17 protein-coding genes and 1 pseudogene are annotated in these 20,877 nt (G+C 69.7%); all 18 read left to right on the top strand.

Annotated elements, in window-relative coordinates:
* Window positions 1-295: 295 nt before the first annotated feature.
* Window positions 296-1,348, top strand: a pseudogene (locus ACGF3C_RS02825) (cell wall anchor protein); the annotation flags it as partial.
* A 777-nt stretch (window positions 1,349-2,125) separates the two neighbouring features.
* Entirely contained in the window at window positions 2,126-2,836 is a 711-nt protein-coding gene (locus ACGF3C_RS02820; RefSeq protein ID WP_196920656.1) for a demethylmenaquinone methyltransferase, read from the top strand.
* Between the two features lie 86 nt (window positions 2,837-2,922).
* On the top strand, window positions 2,923-3,147 hold the full coding sequence (locus ACGF3C_RS02815; RefSeq protein ID WP_091395588.1) for a hypothetical protein: 225 nt from the start codon (window positions 2,923-2,925) through the stop codon (window positions 3,145-3,147).
* 139 nt (window positions 3,148-3,286) lie between these two features.
* On the top strand, window positions 3,287-4,564 hold the full coding sequence (locus ACGF3C_RS02810) for a geranylgeranyl reductase family protein (protein WP_357196575.1): 1,278 nt from the start codon (window positions 3,287-3,289) through the stop codon (window positions 4,562-4,564).
* A 135-nt stretch (window positions 4,565-4,699) separates the two neighbouring features.
* Window positions 4,700-5,065: an NADH-quinone oxidoreductase subunit A gene (locus tag ACGF3C_RS02805; RefSeq protein WP_007454588.1), complete on the top strand. Its 366-nt coding sequence runs from the start codon at window positions 4,700-4,702 to the stop codon at window positions 5,063-5,065.
* A gap of 14 nt (window positions 5,066-5,079) precedes the next feature.
* A complete protein-coding gene (locus ACGF3C_RS02800; protein WP_124821345.1) occupies window positions 5,080-5,757 on the top strand; it encodes an NADH-quinone oxidoreductase subunit B family protein in 678 nt (225 codons plus the stop codon).
* The gene (locus tag ACGF3C_RS02795) at window positions 5,754-6,491 is read left to right on the top strand and encodes an NADH-quinone oxidoreductase subunit C (protein WP_393218188.1); all 738 of its coding nucleotides are present in this window, start codon (window positions 5,754-5,756) and stop codon (window positions 6,489-6,491) included. The genes ACGF3C_RS02800 and ACGF3C_RS02795 overlap by 4 nt, the downstream gene beginning before the upstream one ends.
* A complete protein-coding gene (locus ACGF3C_RS02790; RefSeq protein ID WP_357222488.1) occupies window positions 6,488-7,813 on the top strand; it encodes an NADH-quinone oxidoreductase subunit D in 1,326 nt (441 codons plus the stop codon). The genes ACGF3C_RS02795 and ACGF3C_RS02790 overlap by 4 nt, the downstream gene beginning before the upstream one ends.
* Entirely contained in the window at window positions 7,810-8,874 is a 1,065-nt protein-coding gene (gene nuoE, locus ACGF3C_RS02785; protein ID WP_357222490.1) for an NADH-quinone oxidoreductase subunit NuoE, read from the top strand. Before ACGF3C_RS02790 ends, nuoE begins: the two co-directional genes overlap by 4 nt.
* A complete protein-coding gene (nuoF, locus tag ACGF3C_RS02780; protein ID WP_393218184.1) occupies window positions 8,871-10,187 on the top strand; it encodes an NADH-quinone oxidoreductase subunit NuoF in 1,317 nt (438 codons plus the stop codon). The genes nuoE and nuoF overlap by 4 nt, the downstream gene beginning before the upstream one ends.
* Window positions 10,187-12,694 (top strand): NADH-quinone oxidoreductase subunit G, encoded by a 2,508-nt coding sequence (locus tag ACGF3C_RS02775; protein ID WP_357222492.1) that lies wholly within the window; start codon window positions 10,187-10,189, stop codon window positions 12,692-12,694. Before nuoF ends, ACGF3C_RS02775 begins: the two co-directional genes overlap by 1 nt.
* Window positions 12,691-14,043 (top strand): NADH-quinone oxidoreductase subunit NuoH, encoded by a 1,353-nt coding sequence (nuoH, locus tag ACGF3C_RS02770; RefSeq protein WP_357222494.1) that lies wholly within the window; start codon window positions 12,691-12,693, stop codon window positions 14,041-14,043. The genes ACGF3C_RS02775 and nuoH overlap by 4 nt, the downstream gene beginning before the upstream one ends.
* 1 nt (window position 14,044) lies before the next feature.
* Window positions 14,045-14,686: an NADH-quinone oxidoreductase subunit NuoI gene (gene nuoI / locus ACGF3C_RS02765; RefSeq protein ID WP_357222496.1), complete on the top strand. Its 642-nt coding sequence runs from the start codon at window positions 14,045-14,047 to the stop codon at window positions 14,684-14,686.
* The gene (locus tag ACGF3C_RS02760) at window positions 14,683-15,453 is read left to right on the top strand and encodes an NADH-quinone oxidoreductase subunit J (RefSeq protein ID WP_357222498.1); all 771 of its coding nucleotides are present in this window, start codon (window positions 14,683-14,685) and stop codon (window positions 15,451-15,453) included. The genes nuoI and ACGF3C_RS02760 overlap by 4 nt, the downstream gene beginning before the upstream one ends.
* Window positions 15,453-15,770 (top strand): NADH-quinone oxidoreductase subunit NuoK, encoded by a 318-nt coding sequence (gene nuoK, locus ACGF3C_RS02755; protein WP_355004853.1) that lies wholly within the window; start codon window positions 15,453-15,455, stop codon window positions 15,768-15,770. Before ACGF3C_RS02760 ends, nuoK begins: the two co-directional genes overlap by 1 nt.
* 12 nt (window positions 15,771-15,782) lie before the next feature.
* Window positions 15,783-17,708: an NADH-quinone oxidoreductase subunit L gene (nuoL, locus tag ACGF3C_RS02750; protein WP_355004854.1), complete on the top strand. Its 1,926-nt coding sequence runs from the start codon at window positions 15,783-15,785 to the stop codon at window positions 17,706-17,708.
* Window positions 17,709-17,772: 64 nt separating this feature from the next.
* Entirely contained in the window at window positions 17,773-19,308 is a 1,536-nt protein-coding gene (locus ACGF3C_RS02745; RefSeq protein ID WP_393218176.1) for an NADH-quinone oxidoreductase subunit M, read from the top strand.
* Window positions 19,305-20,858, top strand: a complete 1,554-nt coding sequence (nuoN, locus tag ACGF3C_RS02740; protein WP_357222501.1) for an NADH-quinone oxidoreductase subunit NuoN — start codon at window positions 19,305-19,307, stop codon at window positions 20,856-20,858. Before ACGF3C_RS02745 ends, nuoN begins: the two co-directional genes overlap by 4 nt.
* The last annotated feature ends 19 nt before the right edge of the window (window positions 20,859-20,877 follow it).

Genomic DNA, 20,877 nt, shown 5'->3' with positions numbered 1-20,877 from the left:
CGCAGCGTCAGCCTCTCCGGTCTGGGGCTGGTGGAGATGATCGTCGGCGGCTAGCGTCCCGGCTCATATTCGTCGCCACCGTCGACGGAAGAGGCTGTCCTCCATCGGCCCGCTGCGGGTCGTTCATATAACGCACGGCAGTACGGGCGGGATGGGTGACCATCCCGCCCGTACTGTCTGCGCAGCTCGGGCCGGACGGACGAAACGGCCTCCGCCTGCTGGCGTGGAAGATCGGCCTCCGATAGCGTCCGCTCGTTCCGCAACCATTCTTTCTTCCCTACCCCCCGGGGGACTGATGACAGCGTTCCACCGCTCGACGCTGGTGCGCGCCAGTGTCGTGGCGCTGCTCGCGGCCGGCGGCATCGCCGCCGTGGCCGCCCCAGTGCTGGCGGCCGAGCAGGCCGATCTGGCTCTGGTGCCGCTCAGCTACAACCTGGCCAAGGGTGTCACGGAGGCCAAGAGCAAGCCGTTCAAGTTCTCCGTCGACAACAGCCGGAGCGAGGAAGACGCCAAGGGTGTCAGTTACACGGTGGACACCAGCAAGCTGAAGACGAACAAGGTCCGGGTCGTGGTGCCCGACGGCTGCCGGGTGAACGGCAAGAAGTTCACCTGCCGCCTCGGCGACCTGGCCGCCGGAACCAGCGAGGACTTCGGTATCCCGATCTTCTCCACCGGTGGCAAGGGTGCCGCCGGCACCCTGGTGGTCACCATCCGCTCGACCACCGAGGACCCCAACAAGGAAGACAACAGGGTCGAGCACGACATCACCGTCACCGAGCCCGGGTACGACCTGACCAGTTGGGTGCAGGACGTCAACGCCAACGTCGTGCTGAACGGCGTCAACGGCGATGACCCCGACCTTCGGCCGGTGCGGCCGGGCGAGACAGTGCCGGTCGACTGGGCGGTCTACAACGACGGCAGCCGCAAGGCCACCGGTCTGGCCTACGTGCTGACCCTGCCGGCGGGCGTCACCTTCGACACCCTGCCCGACACGTGCACCACGCAGACGTTCGGCGTCGCTCAGGCGCTCTGCCAGGACGACGGCGCGGTGATCCGCCCCGGTGACTACTACACCGCGGACGTCAAGGTGACAGTCGGCAAGGACGTCACCGAGCCCGTGCTGCGGGTCGGCGAGCTGGTGGCGCACGGCCTGGACGCGGCAGCGGGCAAGCCCGAGGAGCAGCCACGACGGGCCAGCACCGCCCAGCGGAAGGCCTTCACCGAGATCGACGAGGGCGACAACCAAGCGATCTTCGACGTCTTCGTCGACCAGACCGTCGACCCGACGCCGACGCCCACGCCGACGGCCACCCCGACCGAGTCGCCGACCCCGACGCCGACGCCGACGGTCACTCCGACCGAGTCGCCGACCCCGACGCCGACGGTCACTCCGACGGAGACGCCGACGGCGACGGAGACGCCGACCCCGACGCCGACCGTCACCCCGACGGCGACGCCGACGCCGACGGAGACGCCGACCCCGACGGAGACGCCGACCCCGACGGTCACCCCGACCGAGTCGCCGACGCCGACGGAGACGCCGACCCCGACGCCGACGGTCACCCCCACGGCGACGCCGACCCCGACGGTCACTCCGACCGAGACGCCCACGGTCAGGCCGACTCCGACCGCAACGGAGACGCCGACGGCCACTCCGACCGCGACCGTCACCCCGACCGCGACTGCCACTCCGACGCCGATCCCCAGCGGTACGACGACGCCGGGCACGACCGTCTCGCCGGGTGCCGGTGATGGTTCCACCGGTGGTGGCTCGGGCGGTGGCGGCCTGCCGGTGACCGGTGTGCAGGTCGGCCTGATCGGCGGCATCGGCGTGATCATCCTGCTGGTGGGTGGGGCGCTGCTGGTGCTCACGCGTCGCCGCAAGGTGGTCCTGGTCTCGCCGACGGACGAGGAGTCGACCGACTGACACCGGTGTCCTGACCAGCGGCGCGCACGAGCGGCGCGACCGCGACGGGTGCGATGGCGACAGGCGTTCTGACCGAGGTGTCACGGACGCGGGTACGACGCGAGGGCGGGGTGGGCGACCACCCCGCCCTTTCGCGTACGGGGTGCGGGCCGCCCACCCAGCGAACGTCGGTTGGCGGGCGGCTGGCAGAGTGAGGGGGTGAGCCGTACCCCGCAGGGCCAGCGCGCCAGTCTGGACAAGCAGCCGCACGAGGTCGCCGCGATGTTCGACGGCGTGGCCGAGCGTTACGACCTGACCAACACGGTGATCTCGCTGGGCCAGGATCGCTCCTGGCGGCGGGCCACCCGGGCGGCGCTCGGGCTTCGGCCGGGCGAGCGGGTGCTGGACGTGGGCGCGGGCACCGGCGTATCGACGCGCGAGCTGGCCCAGTCCGGGGCGTACGCGGTCGGGGTCGACCTGTCCCTGGGCATGTTGCACACCGGCAAGCGGGCCCGGCCCGAGGTGCCGCTGCTGGCCGGGGACGCGCTGCGACTGCCGTTCGCCGACGCCAGCTTCGACGCGGTGACCATCTCCTTCGCGCTGCGCAACGTCAACGACACCGACGCGGCGCTGCGTGAGCTGGCCCGGGTGACCCGGCCGGGCGGCCGGCTGGTGGTCTGCGAGTTCAGCACCCCGGTCAACCCGGTCTTCCGGACGGTCTACCTGTCGTACCTGATGCGGTCGCTGCCGGCGGTGGCCCGCACGGTGTCGAGCAACCCCGAGGCGTACGTCTATCTCGCCGAGTCGGTCCGCGCCTGGCCGGCGCAGTCCGCGCTGGCCGGCCGGGTGGCCGCGGCCGGGTGGGGGCGCGTGGCGTGGCGCAACCTGACCGGTGGCGTGGTGGCCCTTCACCGGGGGATCCGCGAGTAGCGGGCGGTCTGCACCAACTGGTACGGACATTATTCAGGTTCCGTAAATATCGGACTTGGTCCACTTTGCCCGGTACGCTCGATCGCATGACCGGAGCAGACCCGGCGGACCCGGTGGCCGCGACCGATGACGACGCGGCCGAGCTCATCTCCCAGTTGCGCGAGCTGGCCGGGGCCGACCCGGTGGAGGTCCGGCAGGTGGTCGCCGAGGTGTTGGCGGCACTGGACCGGGCGGCGGGTGGGGCGCTCCGCGAGCATCTGCCGGAGACAATTCGGGTCGATGCGGGCCTGGACGCCTCCAGCCCGGCCTGACACCTGACCGCTGTGGACGGTGGTGAGCTGTCACATCGGCGAGTTAGGTACCCCTGATCCTGCGCTGGTATGACGCCGGTCATACACTCGTCCCGTCTGGCTTGTGAAGCATTTCACGAGCGTGCGGGAGGAGGCGCGGATGACCGCGGTGGAACATGACGCCGACGTCATTGTCGTGGGCGCCGGTCCCGGTGGATCAGCGACTGCGTACCACCTGGCCCGGCACGGCGTACGGGTGCTGTTGTTGGAGAAGACCGAGTTCCCCCGGGAGAAGGTCTGCGGCGACGGGTTGACCCCGCGCGCGGTGCGCCAGCTCATCCGCATGGGTGTGGACACCTCACCCGAGGCGGGCTGGCTGCACAACCGCGGCCTGCGGGTCATCGGCGGTGGGGTGCGCCTCGAACTGGACTGGCCGGAGCTGGCCAGCTTCCCCAACTACGGTCTGGTGCGCACGCGCCTGGACTTCGACGACCTGCTCGCCCAGCGGGCGGTGGCTGCCGGCGCGAAGCTTCGGACCAGCGTCAACGTGCTGGGCCCGGTGCTCGACGGCGATGGCCGCGTCACCGGCGTCGAGGCGGAGGTCGGGCCGGGCAAGGAGCCCACCACCTTCCACGCCCCGCTGGTCGTCGCGGCGGACGGCGTCTCCGGCCGGTTCCCGCTGGCGCTCGGGCTGGCCAAGCGGGAGGACCGGCCGATCGGTGTCGCCGTCCGCCGCTACTACCGCTCGCCGGCCAAGCACGAGGACAACTACCTGGAGTCCTGGCTGGAGCTGCGCAGCAAGGACAGCGGTGACAACCTGCTGCCCGGGTACGGCTGGATCTTCGGCCTCGGTGACGGGCGGGTCAACGTCGGGCTCGGCGTGCTCAACTCGTCCTCGGCGTTCGGCAAGACCAACTACCGCCGGCTGCTGACCGACTGGCTCGCCAACACCCCGGAAGACTGGGGGATGACCGACGAGACCAACGCCGACGGCCCGATCCTCGGTGCCGCGCTGCCGATGGGCTTCAACCGGGTGCCCCACTACACCCGGGGAGTGCTGCTGGTCGGCGACTCCGGCGGCATGGTGAATCCGTTCAACGGCGAGGGCATCGCGTATGCGATGGAGTCCGGCGAACTGGCCGCGGAGGTCGTGGTCCAGGCCCTCGCCCGGCCGGCCGGCCCGGAACGCGAGCGTGCGCTGCTGGCGTACCCGAACGAGTTGAAGGCCCGGCTCGGCGGCTACTACCGGCTGGGCGGCATCTTCGTGAAACTGATCGGCCGCCCCGAGATCATGCGGATCGCCACGAAACACGGCATGCCACACCCGACGCTGATGCGTTTCGTGCTCAAGCTGTTGGCCAACCTGACCGACCCGCGCGGCGGGGACGCGATGGATCGGGTCATCAACGCGATGACGAAGGCCGCCCCAGCCGTATAAGTAGGACGGCATCGGTGCTGGTCAAGGCCCCGATGCCGACAAAGATCGACCCCCGCCGACTGCCACTGCGAGGGACGTGAATAGTGTGATTTTCGTCAAGCACCGAGGGCAGGGAAGGACGAGCAGGAGAAAACGATGTCGCTCTCGCCTTACGCACCGATCATCGGGCTGTTCGCCCTCGCCGCGGCGTTCTCGCTGTTTTCCGTCGGCGCCGCCCGCTTCGCCGGTCCCCGTCGCTACAACAAGGCCAAACTCGAGGCTTACGAGTGCGGCATCGAGCCCAGCCCGCAGCCGGTCGGCGGCGGGCGGTTCCCGATCAAGTTCTACCTGACGGCGATGCTCTTCATCGTCTTCGACATCGAGATCATCTTCCTCTACCCCTGGGCGGTCTCGTTCGACGCTCTGCCGATCTTCGGCTTCGTGGAGATGGTCCTGTTCATCGTCGCGGTCTTCGTTGCGTACGCCTACGTGTGGCGGCGCGGCGGCCTGGACTGGGACTGAGGAAGGAACGTCAGATGGGCATCGAGGAGAAGCTTCCCGCCGGCGTCCTGCTCACCTCGGTGGAGAAGCTGGTCAACTGGTCTCGGAAGTCGTCCGTGTGGGGCGCCACCTTCGGCCTGGCCTGCTGCGCCATCGAGATGATGGCCGCCGGTGGTCCGCACTACGACATGGGCCGCTGGGGCATGGAGGTCTTCCGGGCGTCGCCCCGGCAGGCCGACCTGATGATCGTGGCCGGCCGGGTGAGTCAGAAGATGGCCCCGGTGCTGCGCCAGATCTACGACCAGATGGCCGAGCCGCGCTGGGTGCTCTCGATGGGCGTCTGCGCCAGCAGCGGCGGCATGTTCAACAACTACGCGATCGTGCAGGGCGTCGACCACGTGGTGCCGGTCGACATGTACCTGCCCGGCTGCCCGCCCCGGCCGGAGATGCTCATCGACGCGATCCTCAAGCTCCGCGAGAAGATCATGTATGAGCCGCTGGGCCCGAACGGCCGCAAGATGCTGGCGGCCCGCCAGGAGCGCGGCGACGTTCCGATCGTCCCCTACGGCTCGATGCCCTCCTCGTACCGCAGCGACAAGGCCCGGCGCGCCGAGTGGACCCGGGCGGTCCGCGAGGGCCGCGAGGAGCAGCTGCGCATCGAGAACTGGATGAACGCTCAGAACCACCTTCACCCGCAGGCAGGCCCGAAATGACGTCACCCACCGACAAGCCAAACGACGGCGGGGTGCCGGTACCGGTCACTCCGGTCGGCGCCAGCAGCACCGCCCCGGCGGAGTACCCGCCGGCCAGCCCGGCGGGGCGCGGCATGTTCGGCAACCAGGGCACCGGCGACGTGTCCGGCTACGGCGGCCTGGTCCGCCAGCGCCAGCCCATCGAAGAGGCGTCCCGGCCGTACGGGAGCTATTTCGACGAGGTCCGCGACGCGCTGGAGGAGGCGTACCCGGCCTTCAACGACGCCATCGAGAAGGTGGTGGTCGACCGGGGTGAGCTGACCCTGCACGTACGCCCGGAGCGGATCGCCGAGGTGTGCCAGGTGATGCGGGACGACCTGGCGCTGCGCTTCGAGCTGTGCTCCTCGGTGTCCGGTGTGGACTACCTCGGCGCCGACGAGCGTCGGCTGCACGTGGTCTACCTGCTCACCTCGATGACGTACCGGCGGCAGGTCCGGCTGGAGGCCGCGGTCTCCGTCGAAGCCCCGCACCTGCCCAGCGTGACCGCCGTCTACCCGACGGCGGACTGGCAGGAGCGCGAGGCGTACGACATGTTCGGCATCGTCTTCGACGGCCACCCCAACCTGACCCGGATCCTCATGCCGGACGACTGGGAGGGCCACCCGCAGCGTAAGGACTACCCACTCGGCGGCGTGCCCGTCGAGTACAAGGGCGCGGAGATCCAGCCGCCGAGCGAGCGGAGGTCGTACCAGTGACGACGTCGAACTACGCCAGCGAGCGCGAGACCGACGAGGGTCGGGTCTTCACCGTCACCGGTGGGGACTGGGACACCATCGTCTCGGGCACCGACCCGATCAACGACGAGCGGATCATCGTCAACATGGGTCCGCAGCACCCGTCCACGCACGGCGTGCTGCGGCTGATCCTGGAACTGGAGGGCGAGACGGTCCGCGAGGCCCGCTCGGTCATCGGCTACCTGCACACCGGCATCGAGAAGAACCTCGAATACCGCAACTGGGTCCAGGGTTCGACGTTCGTGACCCGGATGGACTACCTCGCCCCGATCTTCAACGAGACGGCGTACGCCCTCGCGGTCGAGAAGCTGCTCGGCATCACCGACGACATCACCGAGCGGGCCACCACGATCCGCGTGCTGATGATGGAGCTCAACCGGATCTCGTCGCACCTGGTCTGGCTGGCCACCACCGGCATGGAGCTGGGCGCGATCTCGATCATGTTGTACGGCTTCCGCGAGCGGGAGTACATCCTCGACATCTTCGAGACCATCACCGGCCTGCGCATGAACCACGCGTACGTGCGGCCGGGCGGTGTGGCGCAGGACGTGCCGGACGAGGCGATCGTCAAGATCCGCGAGTTCCTCAAGATGATGCCGAAGAAGCTCAAGGAGTACGAGGACCTCCTCTCCGGCCAGCCGATCTGGACCGAGCGGACGAAGGGCGTCGCGGTGCTGGACGTCACCGGCTGCGTGGCGCTCGGCATCACCGGCCCGGTGCTGCGCTCCGCCGGCCTCGCCTGGGATCTGCGCAAGACCATGCCGTACTGCGGCTACGAGACGTACGAGTTCGACGTGCCGACCCACCCCGACGGTGACGTGTGGGGTCGCTACCAGGTCCGGCTCGCCGAGATCCGGGAGTCGATGAAGCTGGTCGAGCAGGCGCTGGACCGGCTCCGTCCCGGCCCGGTGATGGTCGCCGACCGCAAGATCGCCTGGCCGGCGCAGCTCGCCATCGGCGTGGACGGCATGGGTAACTCGCTGGAGCACGTCGCGAAGATCATGGGTCAGTCGATGGAGTCGCTGATCCACCACTTCAAGCTGGTGACCGAGGGCTTCCGGGTCCCGCCCGGCCAGGTGTACGTCGCCATCGAGGCGCCCCGCGGCGAGCTGGGCGTCCACGCGGTCTCCGACGGCGGCACCCGGCCCTACCGGGTGCACTACCGGGAACCCAGCTTCGTCAACCTCCAGGCCCTCCCGGCGATGGCCGAGGGCGGTCTGATCGCCGACGTGATCGCCGGCGGCGCCTCGTTGGACCCGGTGATGGGTGGGTGTGACCGATGACGACGACTTTCACTGACGAGACCCGGGAGCGGGCGCGCGACATCATCGCCCGTTACCCGGCGGACCGGTCCCGCTCGGCGTTGCTGCCGCTGCTGCACCTGGTCCAGGCCGAAGAGGGGTACGTCTCCCCGGCCGGGGTCGCGTTCTGCGCCGAGGTGCTGGGGCTGAACAAGGCCCAGGTCGGCGCGGTGGCCACCTTCTACACGATGTACAAGCGCAAGCCGACCGGTGACTTCCTGGTCAGCGTCTGCACCAACACGATGTGCAACGTGCTCGGTGGCCAGGAGGTCTACGACACCCTCGCCGAGCACCTGGGCGTCGGGCACGACGAGACCACGGCGGACGGCACGATCACGCTGGAGCACGCCGAGTGCCTGGCGGCGTGTGACTACGGCCCGGTGATGACCGTCAACTACGACTTCTTCGACGGCGTGGACGCCTCCACCGCTGTCGGTGTGGTGGACGAGTTGCGGGCCGGCGGTCGGCCGATGCCGACCCGGGGCGCCCGGCTCTGCACCCTGAAGGAGATGGCGGTGCAGCTCGCCGGTTTCGCCGACGAGCGCGACGGTGCGGTCGCCGACGGCGGGCCGGGCGAGCCCACCCTGCGCGGGCTGCGGCTGGCCCAGCAGCACGGCGTCTCGGTGCCGGGCTTCGACCCGAACACCCCGATCCGCAGCAAGGCCGAGGCCGACAAGGCCGCCGCCGAGGCGAAGGCGAAGGCGGAGGCCGCCAAGCCGGCGCCCGTCGAGGCCAGCGCCGCGCCGGTCAAGGGCGGCGACGGGGCGTCCGCCCCGACGGGGGCCGGAGTCACCGGGCCGGCAGAGGCCAGTGACAGCCCCGGCACGAAGGTCCCGACGGACGGCACCGGCACCGCGCCCGAGGCTGGCGACGCGCGGTCGGCCGAGGCCGCCGGCGTGGCGGCCAACGCGCCGGCCAGCGACGGCAAGCCCGCCGGCGACGAGGCCGGGGCGCAGGAGCGCAACCTCACCGAAGCGAAGGCTGGGACGGACGCCGACGGCGCCGGACCGGCGGACGCCAACGAAACGGGGGCCCAGAAGTGACCACTCCCCGCCCGGAGACGCTGGCCAAGCTGACGCCGGTGCTGACCAAGCGCTGGCTGTCGCCGGACGCCTGGCGCATCGGCACGTACGAGCAGTTGGATGGCTACGCCGCGCTGCGCAAGGCGCTCAAGGCCCACCCGGACGACCTGATCCAGCTGATCAAGGACGCCGGGCTGCGGGGCCGGGGCGGCGCAGGCTTCCCGACCGGCCTCAAGTGGGGCTTCATCCCGCAGGGCGACGGCAAGCCGCACTACCTGGTGGTCAACGCCGACGAGGGCGAGCCGGGCACCTGCAAGGACCTGCCGCTGATGACCCACGACCCGCACGCGCTGGTCGAAGGCGTCATCATCGCCTCGTACGCGATCCGGGCCGCCCGCGCCTACATCTACATCCGGGGCGAGGCGGTGCACGCCGCGCGCCGGCTGCGCAACGCGGTCCAGGAGGCGTACGACAAGGGTTACCTGGGCCGGAACATCCTGCGCAGTGGCTACGACCTGGAGCTGGTGGTGCACTCCGGCGCCGGGGCGTACATCTGCGGCGAGGAGACGGCGCTGCTGGACTCGCTGGAGGGGTTCCGGGGTCAGCCCCGGCTGCGCCCGCCGTTCCCGGCCACCCACGGCCTGTACGCGAGCCCGACTGTGGTGAACAACGTCGGCACGATCGCCAGCGTGCCGCCGATCGTGCTCGGTGGGGCCGACTGGTGGAAGAGCATGGGCACCGAGAAGTCCTCCGGGCCGATGATCTACTCGCTCTCCGGCCGGGTCGCCAACCCGGGCCAGTACGAGTGCTCGATGGGTGTCACGCTGCGCGAACTGCTGGAGTTGGCCGGTGGCATGCAGCCCGGCCACAAACTGCGGTTCTGGACCCCGGGCGGCTCCTCCACCCCGCTGCTCGCCGCCGAGCACCTGGACGTGCCACTGGACTTCGAGGGGGTGGCGGCGGCCGGCTCGATCCTCGGCACCACGGCCACCCAGATCTTCTCCGACCAGGACTGCCCGGTCTACGCGACGTACCGGTGGCTGGAGTTCTACCACCACGAGTCGTGCGGCAAGTGCACCCCGTGCCGTGAGGGCAACTACTGGATGGTCCGGGTCTACCGGCGGATCCTCGCCGGTCAGGGCACCCACGAAGACCTGGACACCCTGCTGGACACTTGCGACAACATCCTCGGCCGCTCGTTCTGCGGTCTGGGTGACGGCGCGACCAGCTCGGTGACCTCCTCGCTGCAGTACTTCAAGCAGGACTACCTCGACTACATCGAGGGTCGGACCGCACCCAAGCTGTCGGAGAAGACCCTGGTAGGGGCGCACTGATGACCGACGTAGCCAAGCAGACCGAGACCGTCACCCTCACCATCGACGGCGTCGAGGTCACCGCCCCCAAGGGGACGCTGCTGATCCGGGTCGCCGAGCAGATGGGCACCGAGATCCCCCGGTTCTGCGACCACCCGCTGCTGGCCCCGGCCGGCGCGTGCCGGCAGTGTCTGGTCGAGGTGGAGGGCCAGCGCAAGCCGGTCGCCTCCTGCACCCAGACCGTCGCCGACGGCATGGTCGTGCGTACCCAGATCACCTCCCCGGTCGCCAAGAAGGCGCAGGAGGGGGTGATGGAGCTTCTGCTGCTCAACCACCCGCTGGACTGCCCGATGTGTGACAAGGGCGGCGAGTGCCCGCTCCAGAACCAGGCGATGTCCACCGGCCGCACCGACTCGCGCTTCCACGAGCACAAGCGGGAGTACGAGAAGCCGATGGCGATCAGCAGCCAGGTGCTGCTGGACCGCGAACGTTGCGTGCTCTGCCAGCGGTGCACCCGGTTCTCCGAGGAGATCGCCGGCGACAAGTTCATCGACCTGATGGGCCGGTCGTCCGCCGAGGAGATCAACATCTACCGGGACGACGCGTACGGCGAAGAGGGCGACGCCGGGGACGTCCCGTTCAACTCCTACTTCTCCGGCAACACGGTGCAGATCTGCCCGGTGGGTGCGCTGACCGGTGCCCAGTACCGTTTCCGCGCCCGCCCGTTCGACCTGGTCTCCAGCCCGAGCGTCTGCGAGCACTGCTCGGCCGGCTGCGGGCAGCGCACCGACTGGCGGCGTGGCAAGGTGCTGCGCCGGCTGGCCGGCGACGAGCCGGCGGTGAACGAGGAGTGGAACTGCGACAAGGGCCGCTGGGGCTTCCAGTACACCCGGGCCGCCGACCGGCTGACCACTCCGCTGGTCCGGGACGAGCGCACCGGTGAGCTGCGGGAGGCGTCCTGGAGTGAGGCGCTCACCGTCGCCGCCGAAGGGCTGCACATCGCTCGGGAGAGCGGGCAGGGCACCGCGGTGCTCACCGGCGGCCGGCTGACAGTCGAGGACGCGTACGCCTACGCCAAGTTCGCCCGGGTCGCGCTGAACACCAACGACATCGACTTCCGGGCCCGCCCGGTCTCCCGCGAGGAGGCCGACTTCCTGGCCAGCTCGGTCGCCGGGGTCACCGACGTCACCTACACCGACGTGGAGAACGCGCCGGCGGTGGTGCTGGTGGGCCTGGAGCCCGAGGAGGAGTGCCCGATCCTCTTCCTGCGGCTGCGCAAGGCGTACCTGAAGAAGACCCTGACCGTGTACGCGCTGGCGCCCTTCGCCACCCGCGGCCTGGAGAAGCTCGGTGCCAAGCTGGCCCGGGTGGTGCCGGGCGAGGAGGCCAGCGTGCTCGCCGAGCACGCCACGGTCAGCGAGGCGCTGAGCGCACCGGGCGCGATCCTGATCGTCGGCGAGCGGCTGGCCACCGTGCCAGGTGGACTGTCCGCCGCGGCCGACGTGGCCCGGCGTACCGGCGCGAAGCTGGCCTGGGTGCCGCGGCGCGCTGGTGACCGCGGCGCTGTCGACGCGGGCTGCCTGCCCAACCTGCTCCCCGGTGGACGCCTGGTCACCGAGCCGGCCGCCCGGGCCGAGCTGGGTGAGGCGTGGGACATCCCGGCCGGGGTGATCCCGAGCCAGGCCGGTCGGGACACCGACGGCATCCTTGCCGCGGCCGCCAACGGGCAGCTCGGCGCGCTTGTCGTCGGCGGTGTCGACCCGGCCGACCTGGCCGACCCGCGACTGGCCGAGTCCGCCCTGGACGCGGTGCCGTTCCTGGTCAGCCTCGAGCTGCGGGGCAGCGCGGTGACCCGGCGGGCGAACGTGGTGCTGCCGGTCGCCCCGGTGGCCGAGAAGGCCGGAAGCTTCCTGGACTGGGAAGGCCGGCTGCGCCCGTTCGAGGCGGTGCTGAACACCTCCGCGATGACCGACGGCCGGGTGCTCGACGCGCTGGCCGCGCTGCTCGACGTACGCCTCGGCACTGCCGACGTGCTGAGCGTGCGTCGTGAGCTGGGCACGCTGCCGGCGACGCGGATGTCCCGGCCGGCCGCGCCGTCGGTCGCACCGGGCCGGGTGCCGCAGCCGAACTCCGGGGAGGCCGTGCTGGCCACCTGGCACCAGCTGGTGGACCTCGGCACCCTGACCGAGGGCGACGAGAACCTCGCCGGGACCGCCCGCCCGCCGGTGGTCCGGCTGGGTAAGGGCACCGCCGAGGCGCTCGGTGTGGTCGACGGTGACGCGGTCACGGTCGGCACCGACCGGGGGGCACTGACCCTGCCGGCGGAACTCACCGAGATGCCGGACGGCGTGGTCTGGCTGCCGACCAACTCACCCGGCTCGACCGTGCGGCGCAGCCTCGGGGCGACGTCCGGCGCGGTCGTCCGGATCTCCGTCCCCGCACCGAGTACGGCCATCCCGGCCGGACGCGTGGCGGCCGACGAGACCGGTCTCCCGGGTCCGCTCCTCAACTCCGGGGGTAACCAGTGAGTCCGATCTACCTGGCCCAGGATCCGACGCTGGCCGACTTCGGCCGGGATCCGTGGTGGCTGGTCCTCGGCAAGATTGTCTTCGCGTTCGCCTTCGGTCTGCTGGCCACCCTGCTCGGTGTCTGGTTCGAACGGCGCGTGGTCGGTTACATGCAGGTGCGGCCCGGCCCCAACCAGGTCGGCCCGTTCGGCCTGCTGCAGACCCTCGCCGACGGCCTGAAGATGGCCTTCAAGGAGGACATCCTGCCGAAGGCGGCCGACAAGGTCGTCTACTTCTTCGCCCCGACCATCTCGGTGATCTGCGCTGTCACCGCCCTGTCGGTGGTGCCGTTCGGCCCGATGGTGAGCATCTTCGGTCACCACACGCCGTTGCAGGTCACCGACGTGCCGGTGGCGGTGCTGCTGCTGCTCGCCTGCTCCTCGATGGGCGTCTACGGCATCGTGCTGGGCGGCTGGGCCTCGGGCTCGACGTACCCGCTGCTGGGTGGTCTCCGGTCGAGCGCCCAGATGATCTCGTACGAGGTCGCGATGGGGCTCAGCATCGTGGCGGTCTTCATGACCGCCGGCACGATGAGCACCAGCGGGATCGTCGCCGCTCAGGGCGACGGCACCGAGCTGACCGTCTTCGGCCAGACCATCCCGGCGCCGGGCTGGTACGCGATCCTGCTGCTGCCGAGCTTCATCATCTTCTTCATCGCCACGGTGGGTGAGACCAACCGGGCGCCGTTCGACCTGCCCGAGGCCGAATCCGAGCTGGTCGCCGGCTTCATGACCGAGTACAGCTCGCTGAAGTTCGCGCTCTTCATGCTCAGCGAGTACGTCGCGATGGTGACCATGTCCGCTGTCACCACCACGCTGTTCCTGGGCGGTTGGCGGGCACCCTGGCCGATCACCATCTGGGAGGGCGCCAACTCCGGTTGGTGGCCGATGCTCTGGTTCTTCGGCAAGGTGATCGCCCTGGTCTTCGTCTTCGTGTGGTTGCGTGGCACGCTGCCCCGGCTGCGGTACGACCAGTTCATGCGGCTCGGCTGGAAGGTCCTGCTGCCGATCAACCTGGCCTGGATCCTGGTCCTGTCGGGCCTGCGCTCCATCGAGGACTGGGACACCCGCGGCAAGGTGATCGCCGTCGGCATCCCGGCCGGCATCCTGCTGATCGCCACGATCTTCTGGCCCAGCCGGCGCCCGACGCCGAAGCCGACGACGCAGGAACAGGTCGACAACCGGCCGCACGGGAGCTTCCCGCTGCCACCGATGGATCTTCAGGTACCACCGAGCCCGCGCATCACGCGCGTGGTCGCCGAGCGGGAGCCGGCCAACATCGTTGCCGGCTCGGACTCCAGGGAGGTGTGACGTGGGCGCGATCACCGGAACGTTCAAGGGATTCGGTGTCACCTTCTCGCACATGTTCAGGAAGGTCGTCACGACCGACTACCCGTTCAAGCCGCCGGTGTCGGCGCCGCGCTACCACGGGCGGCACATCCTCAACCGGCACCCGGACGGCCTGGAGAAGTGCATCGGCTGCGAGCTGTGCGCCTGGGCCTGCCCGGCGGACGCGATCTACGTCGAGGGTGGCGACAACACCGACGAGGAGCGCTTCTCGCCGGGTGAGCGGTACGCCAGCATCTACCAGATCAACTACGCCCGCTGCATCTTCTGCGGGCTGTGCATCGAGGCCTGCCCGACCCGGTCGCTCACCATGAGCAACGAGTACGAGTTGGCCCGGGACAACCGGCAGGACCTGATCTTCACCAAGGAGCAGTTGCTCGCGCCGTTGCTGGAGGGCATGGAGCAGCCTCCGCACCCGATGCGGCTGGGTGACAGCGAGAAGGACTACTACGTCGGCGCGCTGGACAACCCGGGCACCTCCGCCGGTGCGGAGACGTCCCCGATGGGCCCCGGCCGCTACCAGGTCGAGGAGCACCCCGGCGTGACGTTCCCGGGCGCCGAGCAGGCCGCCCAGCGCGTGGCGACCGGCAAGGGAGAGGGAGCATGACCACGTCTACGGTGCTCGCCGCGGCGGGTTCGGTCTCCACCGGTGAGGCGGTCACCTTCTGGATCCTCGCCCCGCTCGCGCTGATCGGCGGGATCGGGATGGTGGCCGCGCGCAACGCCGTGCACTCGGCGCTGTGGCTGGTGCTGACAATGCTCTGCCTGGGCGTGTTCTACGTGCTCCAGGCCGGCCCGTTCATCGGCATGGTGCAGATCATCGTCTACACCGGCGCGATCATGATGCTGTTCCTCTTCGTGCTGATGCTGGTCGGCAGGGACTCCACGGACTCGCTGATCGAGACGCTGCGCGGCCAGCGCGTCGCCGCGATCGTGCTCGGCCTGGGCTTCGCCGGTCTGGTCGGCACCGGCCTCTACCAGGCGCTGGACCGGACCAACACGGTCGGTCTGGAGCAGGTCAACGCCGAGGGGAACGTACAAGGGATCGCCCGGCTGCTGTTCACCAAGTACGTCTTCGCGTTCGAGCTGACCTCGGCGCTGCTGATCACCGCGGCGGTCGGTGCCATGGTGCTGGCCCACGTCGAGCGGCGGAAGCAGGACAAGGTCGACCAGGTGTCCACCATGAAGGCACGCTTCGCCCCGGGCAACTACCCCGGCCCGAAGCCGGGCCCCGGCGTCTTCGCGACCTCCTCCTCGGTGGCCACCCCGGCCCGGCTGCCCGACGGCCGCCTGACCGACCGCAGCATCCCGGCGATCCTTCCGCAGCGCGAGCTGACCGCCGAGGAGACCTCGCTGAAGGGGACGGACAAGTAATGGGATCGTTCTTCTCGGTCGAGCCGACCTACTACCTCGTGCTCGCCGCGGTGCTGTTCACCATCGGCGCCGCCGGGGTGCTGGTCCGGCGCAACGCGCTCGTGCTGTTCATGTGCGTGGAGCTGATGCTCAACGCGGCCAACCTGACGCTGGTCACCTTCAGCCGGATCAACGGTGACCTCAACGGCCAGATCATGGCGTTCTTCGTGATGGTGGTGGCGGCGGCCGAGGTTGTGGTCGGGCTCGCGATCATCATGTCCATCTTCCGGACGCGACGCTCGGCGAGTGTCGACGACGCCAACCTGCTCAAGTACTAGAGGGGTCCACCGGTGGAAGAGACTGTGGAATACGCCCAGGCCACGGGGCTGCTCGGGGGCGTCTGGCTGCTGGTGGCGATCCCGCTGCTCAGCGCGGCAATCCTGCTGCTGCTCGGCCGCCGGGCCGACCGCTGGGGGCACTGGTTGGGCGTCGCCGCCATCGGCGCCGCGTTCGTGCTCGGCCTGAGCTTCTTCTTCCAGCTGCGTGGCCTGGAGAACAAGTCCGTCGAGCTGAGCCTCTGGGACTTCATCGCCGTCGGTGATCTGCGCGTCGACTTCGGCCTGCTGTTCGACCCGCTGGCTGCGGTCTTCGTACTGCTGATCACCGGGGTGGGTTTCCTGATCCACCTGTACGCGGTGGAGTACATGTCGCACGACGCGGGCCGTCGTCGGTTCTTCGCGTACTTCAACCTGTTCGTCGCGGCGATGCTGCTGCTGGTGCTCGGCAACAACTACGTGATGCTGTACTTCGGCTGGGAGGGCGTCGGTCTGGCGTCGTACCTGCTGATCTCCTTCTGGACCGAGCGGCCGAGCGCGGCCACCGCCGGCAAGAAGGCGTTCCTGATGAACCGGGTCGGCGACGCCGGCCTGGCCATCGGCATCTTCATCATGTTCGCCACCCTGGGCACCACCCAGTACGACGAGGTGTTCAACGGTGTCGGCGCGCTGACCGGCACCACGGTGCTGGTCCTCGGCCTGTTGCTGCTGCTCGGGGCGGCCGGCAAGTCCGGTCAGTTCCCGCTCCAGGCGTGGTTGCCGGACGCGATGGAGGGTCCGACCCCCGTGTCGGCGCTCATCCACGCCGCCACCATGGTCACCGCGGGCGTCTACCTGATCGCCCGGTCCAACCCGATCTTCTCGGCCAACTCGACGCTGCAACTCGTGGTGGTCAGTGTCGGCGCGCTCACCCTGCTGATCGGCTGCATCATCGGTGCGGCCAAGGACGACATCAAGCGGGTGCTCGCCTGGTCGACGGTGAGCCAGATCGGCTACATGTTCCTCGGTGTCGGTCTCGGCGGCGCGGCGTACGCGCTGGCCATCGTGCACCTGCTGGCGCACGGCTTCTTCAAGGCCAACATGTTCCTGGGCGCGGGCTCGGTCATGCACGGGATGAAGGACCAGGTCGACATCCGCCGCTTCGGTGGGCTGTCCAAGTACATGAAGATCACCTGGTTGACCTTCATGATGGGTTGGCTGGCCATCATCGGCATGTTCCCCTTCTCCGGCTTCTTCTCCAAGGAGCCGATCATCGTGGCCGCCTTCGAGCGGGAGGACTGGACCGCCTGGCTCTTCGGCGGTGCGGCACTGCTCGGCGCCGGGCTCACCGCGTTCTACATGACGCGGCTGTTCGTCCTCACGTTCCACGGGCCGCAGCGGTGGACCGAGGACATCGAGCACCCGCACGAGTCGCCGAAGCTGATGACCATCCCGCTGATCCTGCTGGCGGTCGGGTCGGTCGGCGCCGGCTTCCTGCTCGCCACGTCCGTCCCGGACTGGCTGACGGAGACCGCCGGACTGGGCGGCGAGCACGCGGAGCACGAGGCGGTCCTCTCGCACACCGTGATCACCATCCTGTCGCTGCTGGTGACCGTGCTCGGTGCCGGGCTCGCCTGGTTCCTGTTCCGCGCCGGCACCGCCACCGCGCCGCAGCCGGCCGGGGTGCTGGTCACCGCCGCCCGGCGCAACCTCTACACCGACACGGTCAACGAGGCGGTCTTCGAGAAGCCGGGCATCTTCCTCACCCGGGCGCTGGTGTACCTCGACAACCGGGGCATCGACGGGCTCGTCAACGGGCTCGCCGCCGCGGTCGGCGGTGGCTCGGGTCGCCTCCGTCGGATGCAGACCGGCTTTGTCCGCTCGTACGCCACCTCGATCCTTGCCGGTGCGCTGCTGGTGATGGCGGCGTTCCTGGCGGTGCAGGCGGGGTGGTTGGCGTGATCGACCTCTTTCCGGCCGCCCCCGCCGGCGGACCACGCAGTGACGACGGAGGTAAGGCCGCATAATGTCCAACTTCCCGTTCCTCTCGGTGCTCACCGTGGCGCCGCTGGTGGGCGCCCTGGTGGTGGCCTTCCTGCCGCGCCACCGCCCGGAGCTGGCCAAGCAGGTGGCGTTCGCCTGGTCGCTGCTCGTGCTGGTGCTCTCGGTGGTGATGTGGGTCAGCTTCAACGCCGGCGGTGACCGGTTCCAGTTCCGCGAGTCGTACTCCTGGATCCCGAACTGGGGGGTCAGCTTCACCTTCGCCGCCGACGGCATCGCGCTGGTGATGCTGATGCTGATCGCGGTGCTGGTGCCGCTGGTGATCCTGGCGTCCTGGCACGACGCGGAGTCGTCGAAGCGGTCGGTGCCCGTCTACTTCGCACTGCTGCTGGTCCTCGAGTGCACGATGATCGGCGTCTTCGCGGCCGCCGACGTCTTCCTGTTCTACGTGTTCTTCGAGGTCATGCTGGTGCCGATGTACTTCCTCATCGGCAGCTACGGCGGCCACCAGCGGCAGTACGCGGCGGTGAAGTTCTTCCTCTACTCGCTCGTCGGCGGTCTGTTCATGCTGGCCGCGGTGATCGGCCTGTGGGTGGTCGGCGGGAAGACCTTCGACTGGCAGGCGCTCTCGCAGGTCGACATCAGCACCGGCACCGAGCGGTGGCTGTTCCTCGGCTTCTTCCTCGCGTTCGCCATCAAGGCGCCGTTCTTCCCGTTCCACACCTGGTTGCCCGACGCCGGTGGCGCCGCCCCGGCGGGGGCGGCGGCGCTGCTTGTCGGCGTGCTGGACAAGGTCGGCACCTTCGGCATCCTGCGTTACTGCCTGCCGCTGTTCCCGGAGGCGTCGAAGTGGTTCGCGCCGTGGGCGCTGGCCCTGGGCGTGATCGGCATCGTCTACGCCGCGCTGCTGGCGGTCGGCCAGAACGACCTCAAGCGGCTGGTGTCGTACACCTCGATCGCGCACTTCGGCTTCATCGGCGTGGGCATCTTCGCCTTCACCACCCAGGCCGGCACCGGCGCGGTGCTCTACATGCTCAACCACGGGCTGGCAACCGGCCTGCTCTTCCTGGTGGTGGGCATGCTGATCTCTCGGCGTGCTTCGTCGCTGATCAGCGACTTCGGTGGCGCCGGCAAGCTCGTCCCAGTGCTCGCCGGGGTGCTCTTCTTCGCCGGTCTCGCCTCGCTCGCGCTGCCCGGCACGGCGCCGTTCATCTCCGAGTTCCTGGTGCTGATCGGCACGTTCACAGTGAACAAGCCGGTCGCGGTGATCGCCACGCTCGGCATCATCCTGGCCGCCGCGTACGTGCTGTGGATGGTGCAGCGCACCACCCAGGGCACCCTCAACCCGGCGCTGACCGAGGTCGACGGCATGCGCCGGGACCTCAACCTGCGCGAGAAGGTCGTGGTCGCCCCGCTGATCGCGCTGATCGTGCTGCTCGGCTTCTTCCCCAAGCCGGTCACTGACGTGATCAACCCCGCCGTCCAGGCGACAATGGACGACATCGGCAGAACCGACCCGGCGCCGTCCGTGGGCGGCACCGTCCAGGAGGCGGCAAAGTGACCGAGTTGAAGCTGCCGTCGATCGACTACGCGGCGATCTCTCCGATCCTGATCATGCTGGGCACCGCGTTGCTCGGCGTGCTGGTCGAGGCCCTGGTGCCTCGTCGCTGGCGGCACGTGGTGCAGTTGACGCTGGCGCTGCTCGCCGTGCTCGCGGCACTGACCATGGTGGTCCTCAGCGCCGACGAGCGGATCATCACGGCGGGTCAGGCGCTCGCGATCGACGGGCCGACGCTCTTCCTCCAGGGCGCGATCCTGGTGCTGGCCGCCATGGCGCTGCTGCTGATCGGTGACCGCTCGGTCGAGCGGGGCGGGGCGTTCGTCGCCCAGGCCGCGGTGACCGCGGAGTCGGCCGACGACCGGCGGCAGGCCGAGGGTCGCAACGGTCTCACCGAGGTCTACCCGCTGACCACGTTCGCGATCGGCGGCATGCTGATCTTCGTGGCGGCGAACGACCTGCTGACCATGTTCATCGCCCTTGAGGTCTTCTCCCTGCCGCTCTACCTGCTCTGCGCGCTGGCCCGTCGCCGGCGTCTGCTGAGCCAGGAGGCGGCGATGAAGTACTTCCTGCTCGGCGCGTACGCCTCGGCGTTCTTCCTGTTCGGCGTGGCCCTGATCTACGGCTTCACCGCCGGCATCCCGGGCCGCACGGCCGGCGTCGACTTCGCCACCATCCACGCGGCGGTGGGCGAGTCGCCGGCCAGCCCGGTGCTGCTCTTCGCCGGCATGGCGCTGCTCGCCATCGGTCTGCTCTTCAAGGCCGCGGCGGCCCCGTTCCACGTCTGGACCCCGGACGTCTACCAGGGCGCTCCGACCCCGGTCACCGGTTTCATGGCGGCCTGCACCAAGGTCGCCGCGTTCGGTGCCCTGCTGCGCGTCTTCCAGGTCGCGTTCGCCGACGCCAACTGGGACTTCACGCCGGTCCTCGGCGCGGTGGCGGTGCTGACCATGCTCATCGGCGCGGTGCTCGCGGTCACCCAGACCGACATCAAGCGGCTGCTCGCGTACTCCTCGATCGCCAACGCCGGCTACCTGCTGGTCGGTGTGTTGGCGCCGAGCCGCGACGGGCTCGCCGGCACGATGTTCTACCTGGTCGCGTACGGCTTCTCGGTGCTGGCCGCGTTCGCCGTGGTGACGCTGGTACGCGACGACGACGGCGAGGCCACCCACCTGTCCCGCTGGGCCGGGCTGGGCCGCCGGTCGCCGTTCTTCGCCGCGCTGTTCACGTTCATTCTGCTGGCCTTCGCCGGTATTCCGCTGACCAGCGGCTTCACCAGCAAGTTCGCCATCTTCGGGCCGGCGCTGGAGGGTGGCCAGGCCTGGCTGGTGATCGCCGGTGTGCTGACCAGCATGATTCTGGCGTTCCCGTACCTGCGGGTCGTGGTGATGATGTGGCTCTCCGAGCCGGGCGAGTCGACCCCGACCGTCACGGTGCCCGGTGGGCTCACCGCCGCGGCGCTGATGATCGGTGTGCTGGCGACCCTGGTGCTGGGTGTCGCCCCGGCGCCGCTGCTGGATCTGGCTACCGGAGCCGCCGAATTCGTTAGATGACCGAAGGATCGATCACCGG

Origin of the sequence: Micromonospora sp. NPDC047762 (genome assembly GCF_043204655.1) — a bacterium.
GTDB lineage: Bacteria > Actinomycetota > Actinomycetes > Mycobacteriales > Micromonosporaceae > Micromonospora.
The sequence above is the reverse complement of the archived record's forward strand: the minus strand, read 5'-3'. Positions and strand labels throughout refer to the sequence as shown.

What these genes read in the sequence shown, in the direction of transcription:
- ACGF3C_RS02815 (WP_091395588.1), top strand. Translation starts at nt 2,923, where the DNA reads ATGACCGGAGCAGACCCGGCGGACCCGGTGGCCGCGACCGATGACGAC.
- ACGF3C_RS02810 (WP_357196575.1), top strand. Translation starts at nt 3,287, where the DNA reads ATGACCGCGGTGGAACATGACGCCGACGTCATTGTCGTGGGCGCCGGT.
- ACGF3C_RS02805 (WP_007454588.1), top strand. Translation starts at nt 4,700, where the DNA reads ATGTCGCTCTCGCCTTACGCACCGATCATCGGGCTGTTCGCCCTCGCC.
- ACGF3C_RS02800 (WP_124821345.1), top strand. Translation starts at nt 5,080, where the DNA reads ATGGGCATCGAGGAGAAGCTTCCCGCCGGCGTCCTGCTCACCTCGGTG.
- ACGF3C_RS02795 (WP_393218188.1), top strand. Translation starts at nt 5,754, where the DNA reads ATGACGTCACCCACCGACAAGCCAAACGACGGCGGGGTGCCGGTACCG.
- nuoE (WP_357222490.1), top strand. Translation starts at nt 7,810, where the DNA reads ATGACGACGACTTTCACTGACGAGACCCGGGAGCGGGCGCGCGACATC.
- ACGF3C_RS02775 (WP_357222492.1), top strand. Translation starts at nt 10,187, where the DNA reads ATGACCGACGTAGCCAAGCAGACCGAGACCGTCACCCTCACCATCGAC.
- ACGF3C_RS02760 (WP_357222498.1), top strand. Translation starts at nt 14,683, where the DNA reads ATGACCACGTCTACGGTGCTCGCCGCGGCGGGTTCGGTCTCCACCGGT.
- nuoK (WP_355004853.1), top strand. Translation starts at nt 15,453, where the DNA reads ATGGGATCGTTCTTCTCGGTCGAGCCGACCTACTACCTCGTGCTCGCC.
- ACGF3C_RS02745 (WP_393218176.1), top strand. Translation starts at nt 17,773, where the DNA reads ATGTCCAACTTCCCGTTCCTCTCGGTGCTCACCGTGGCGCCGCTGGTG.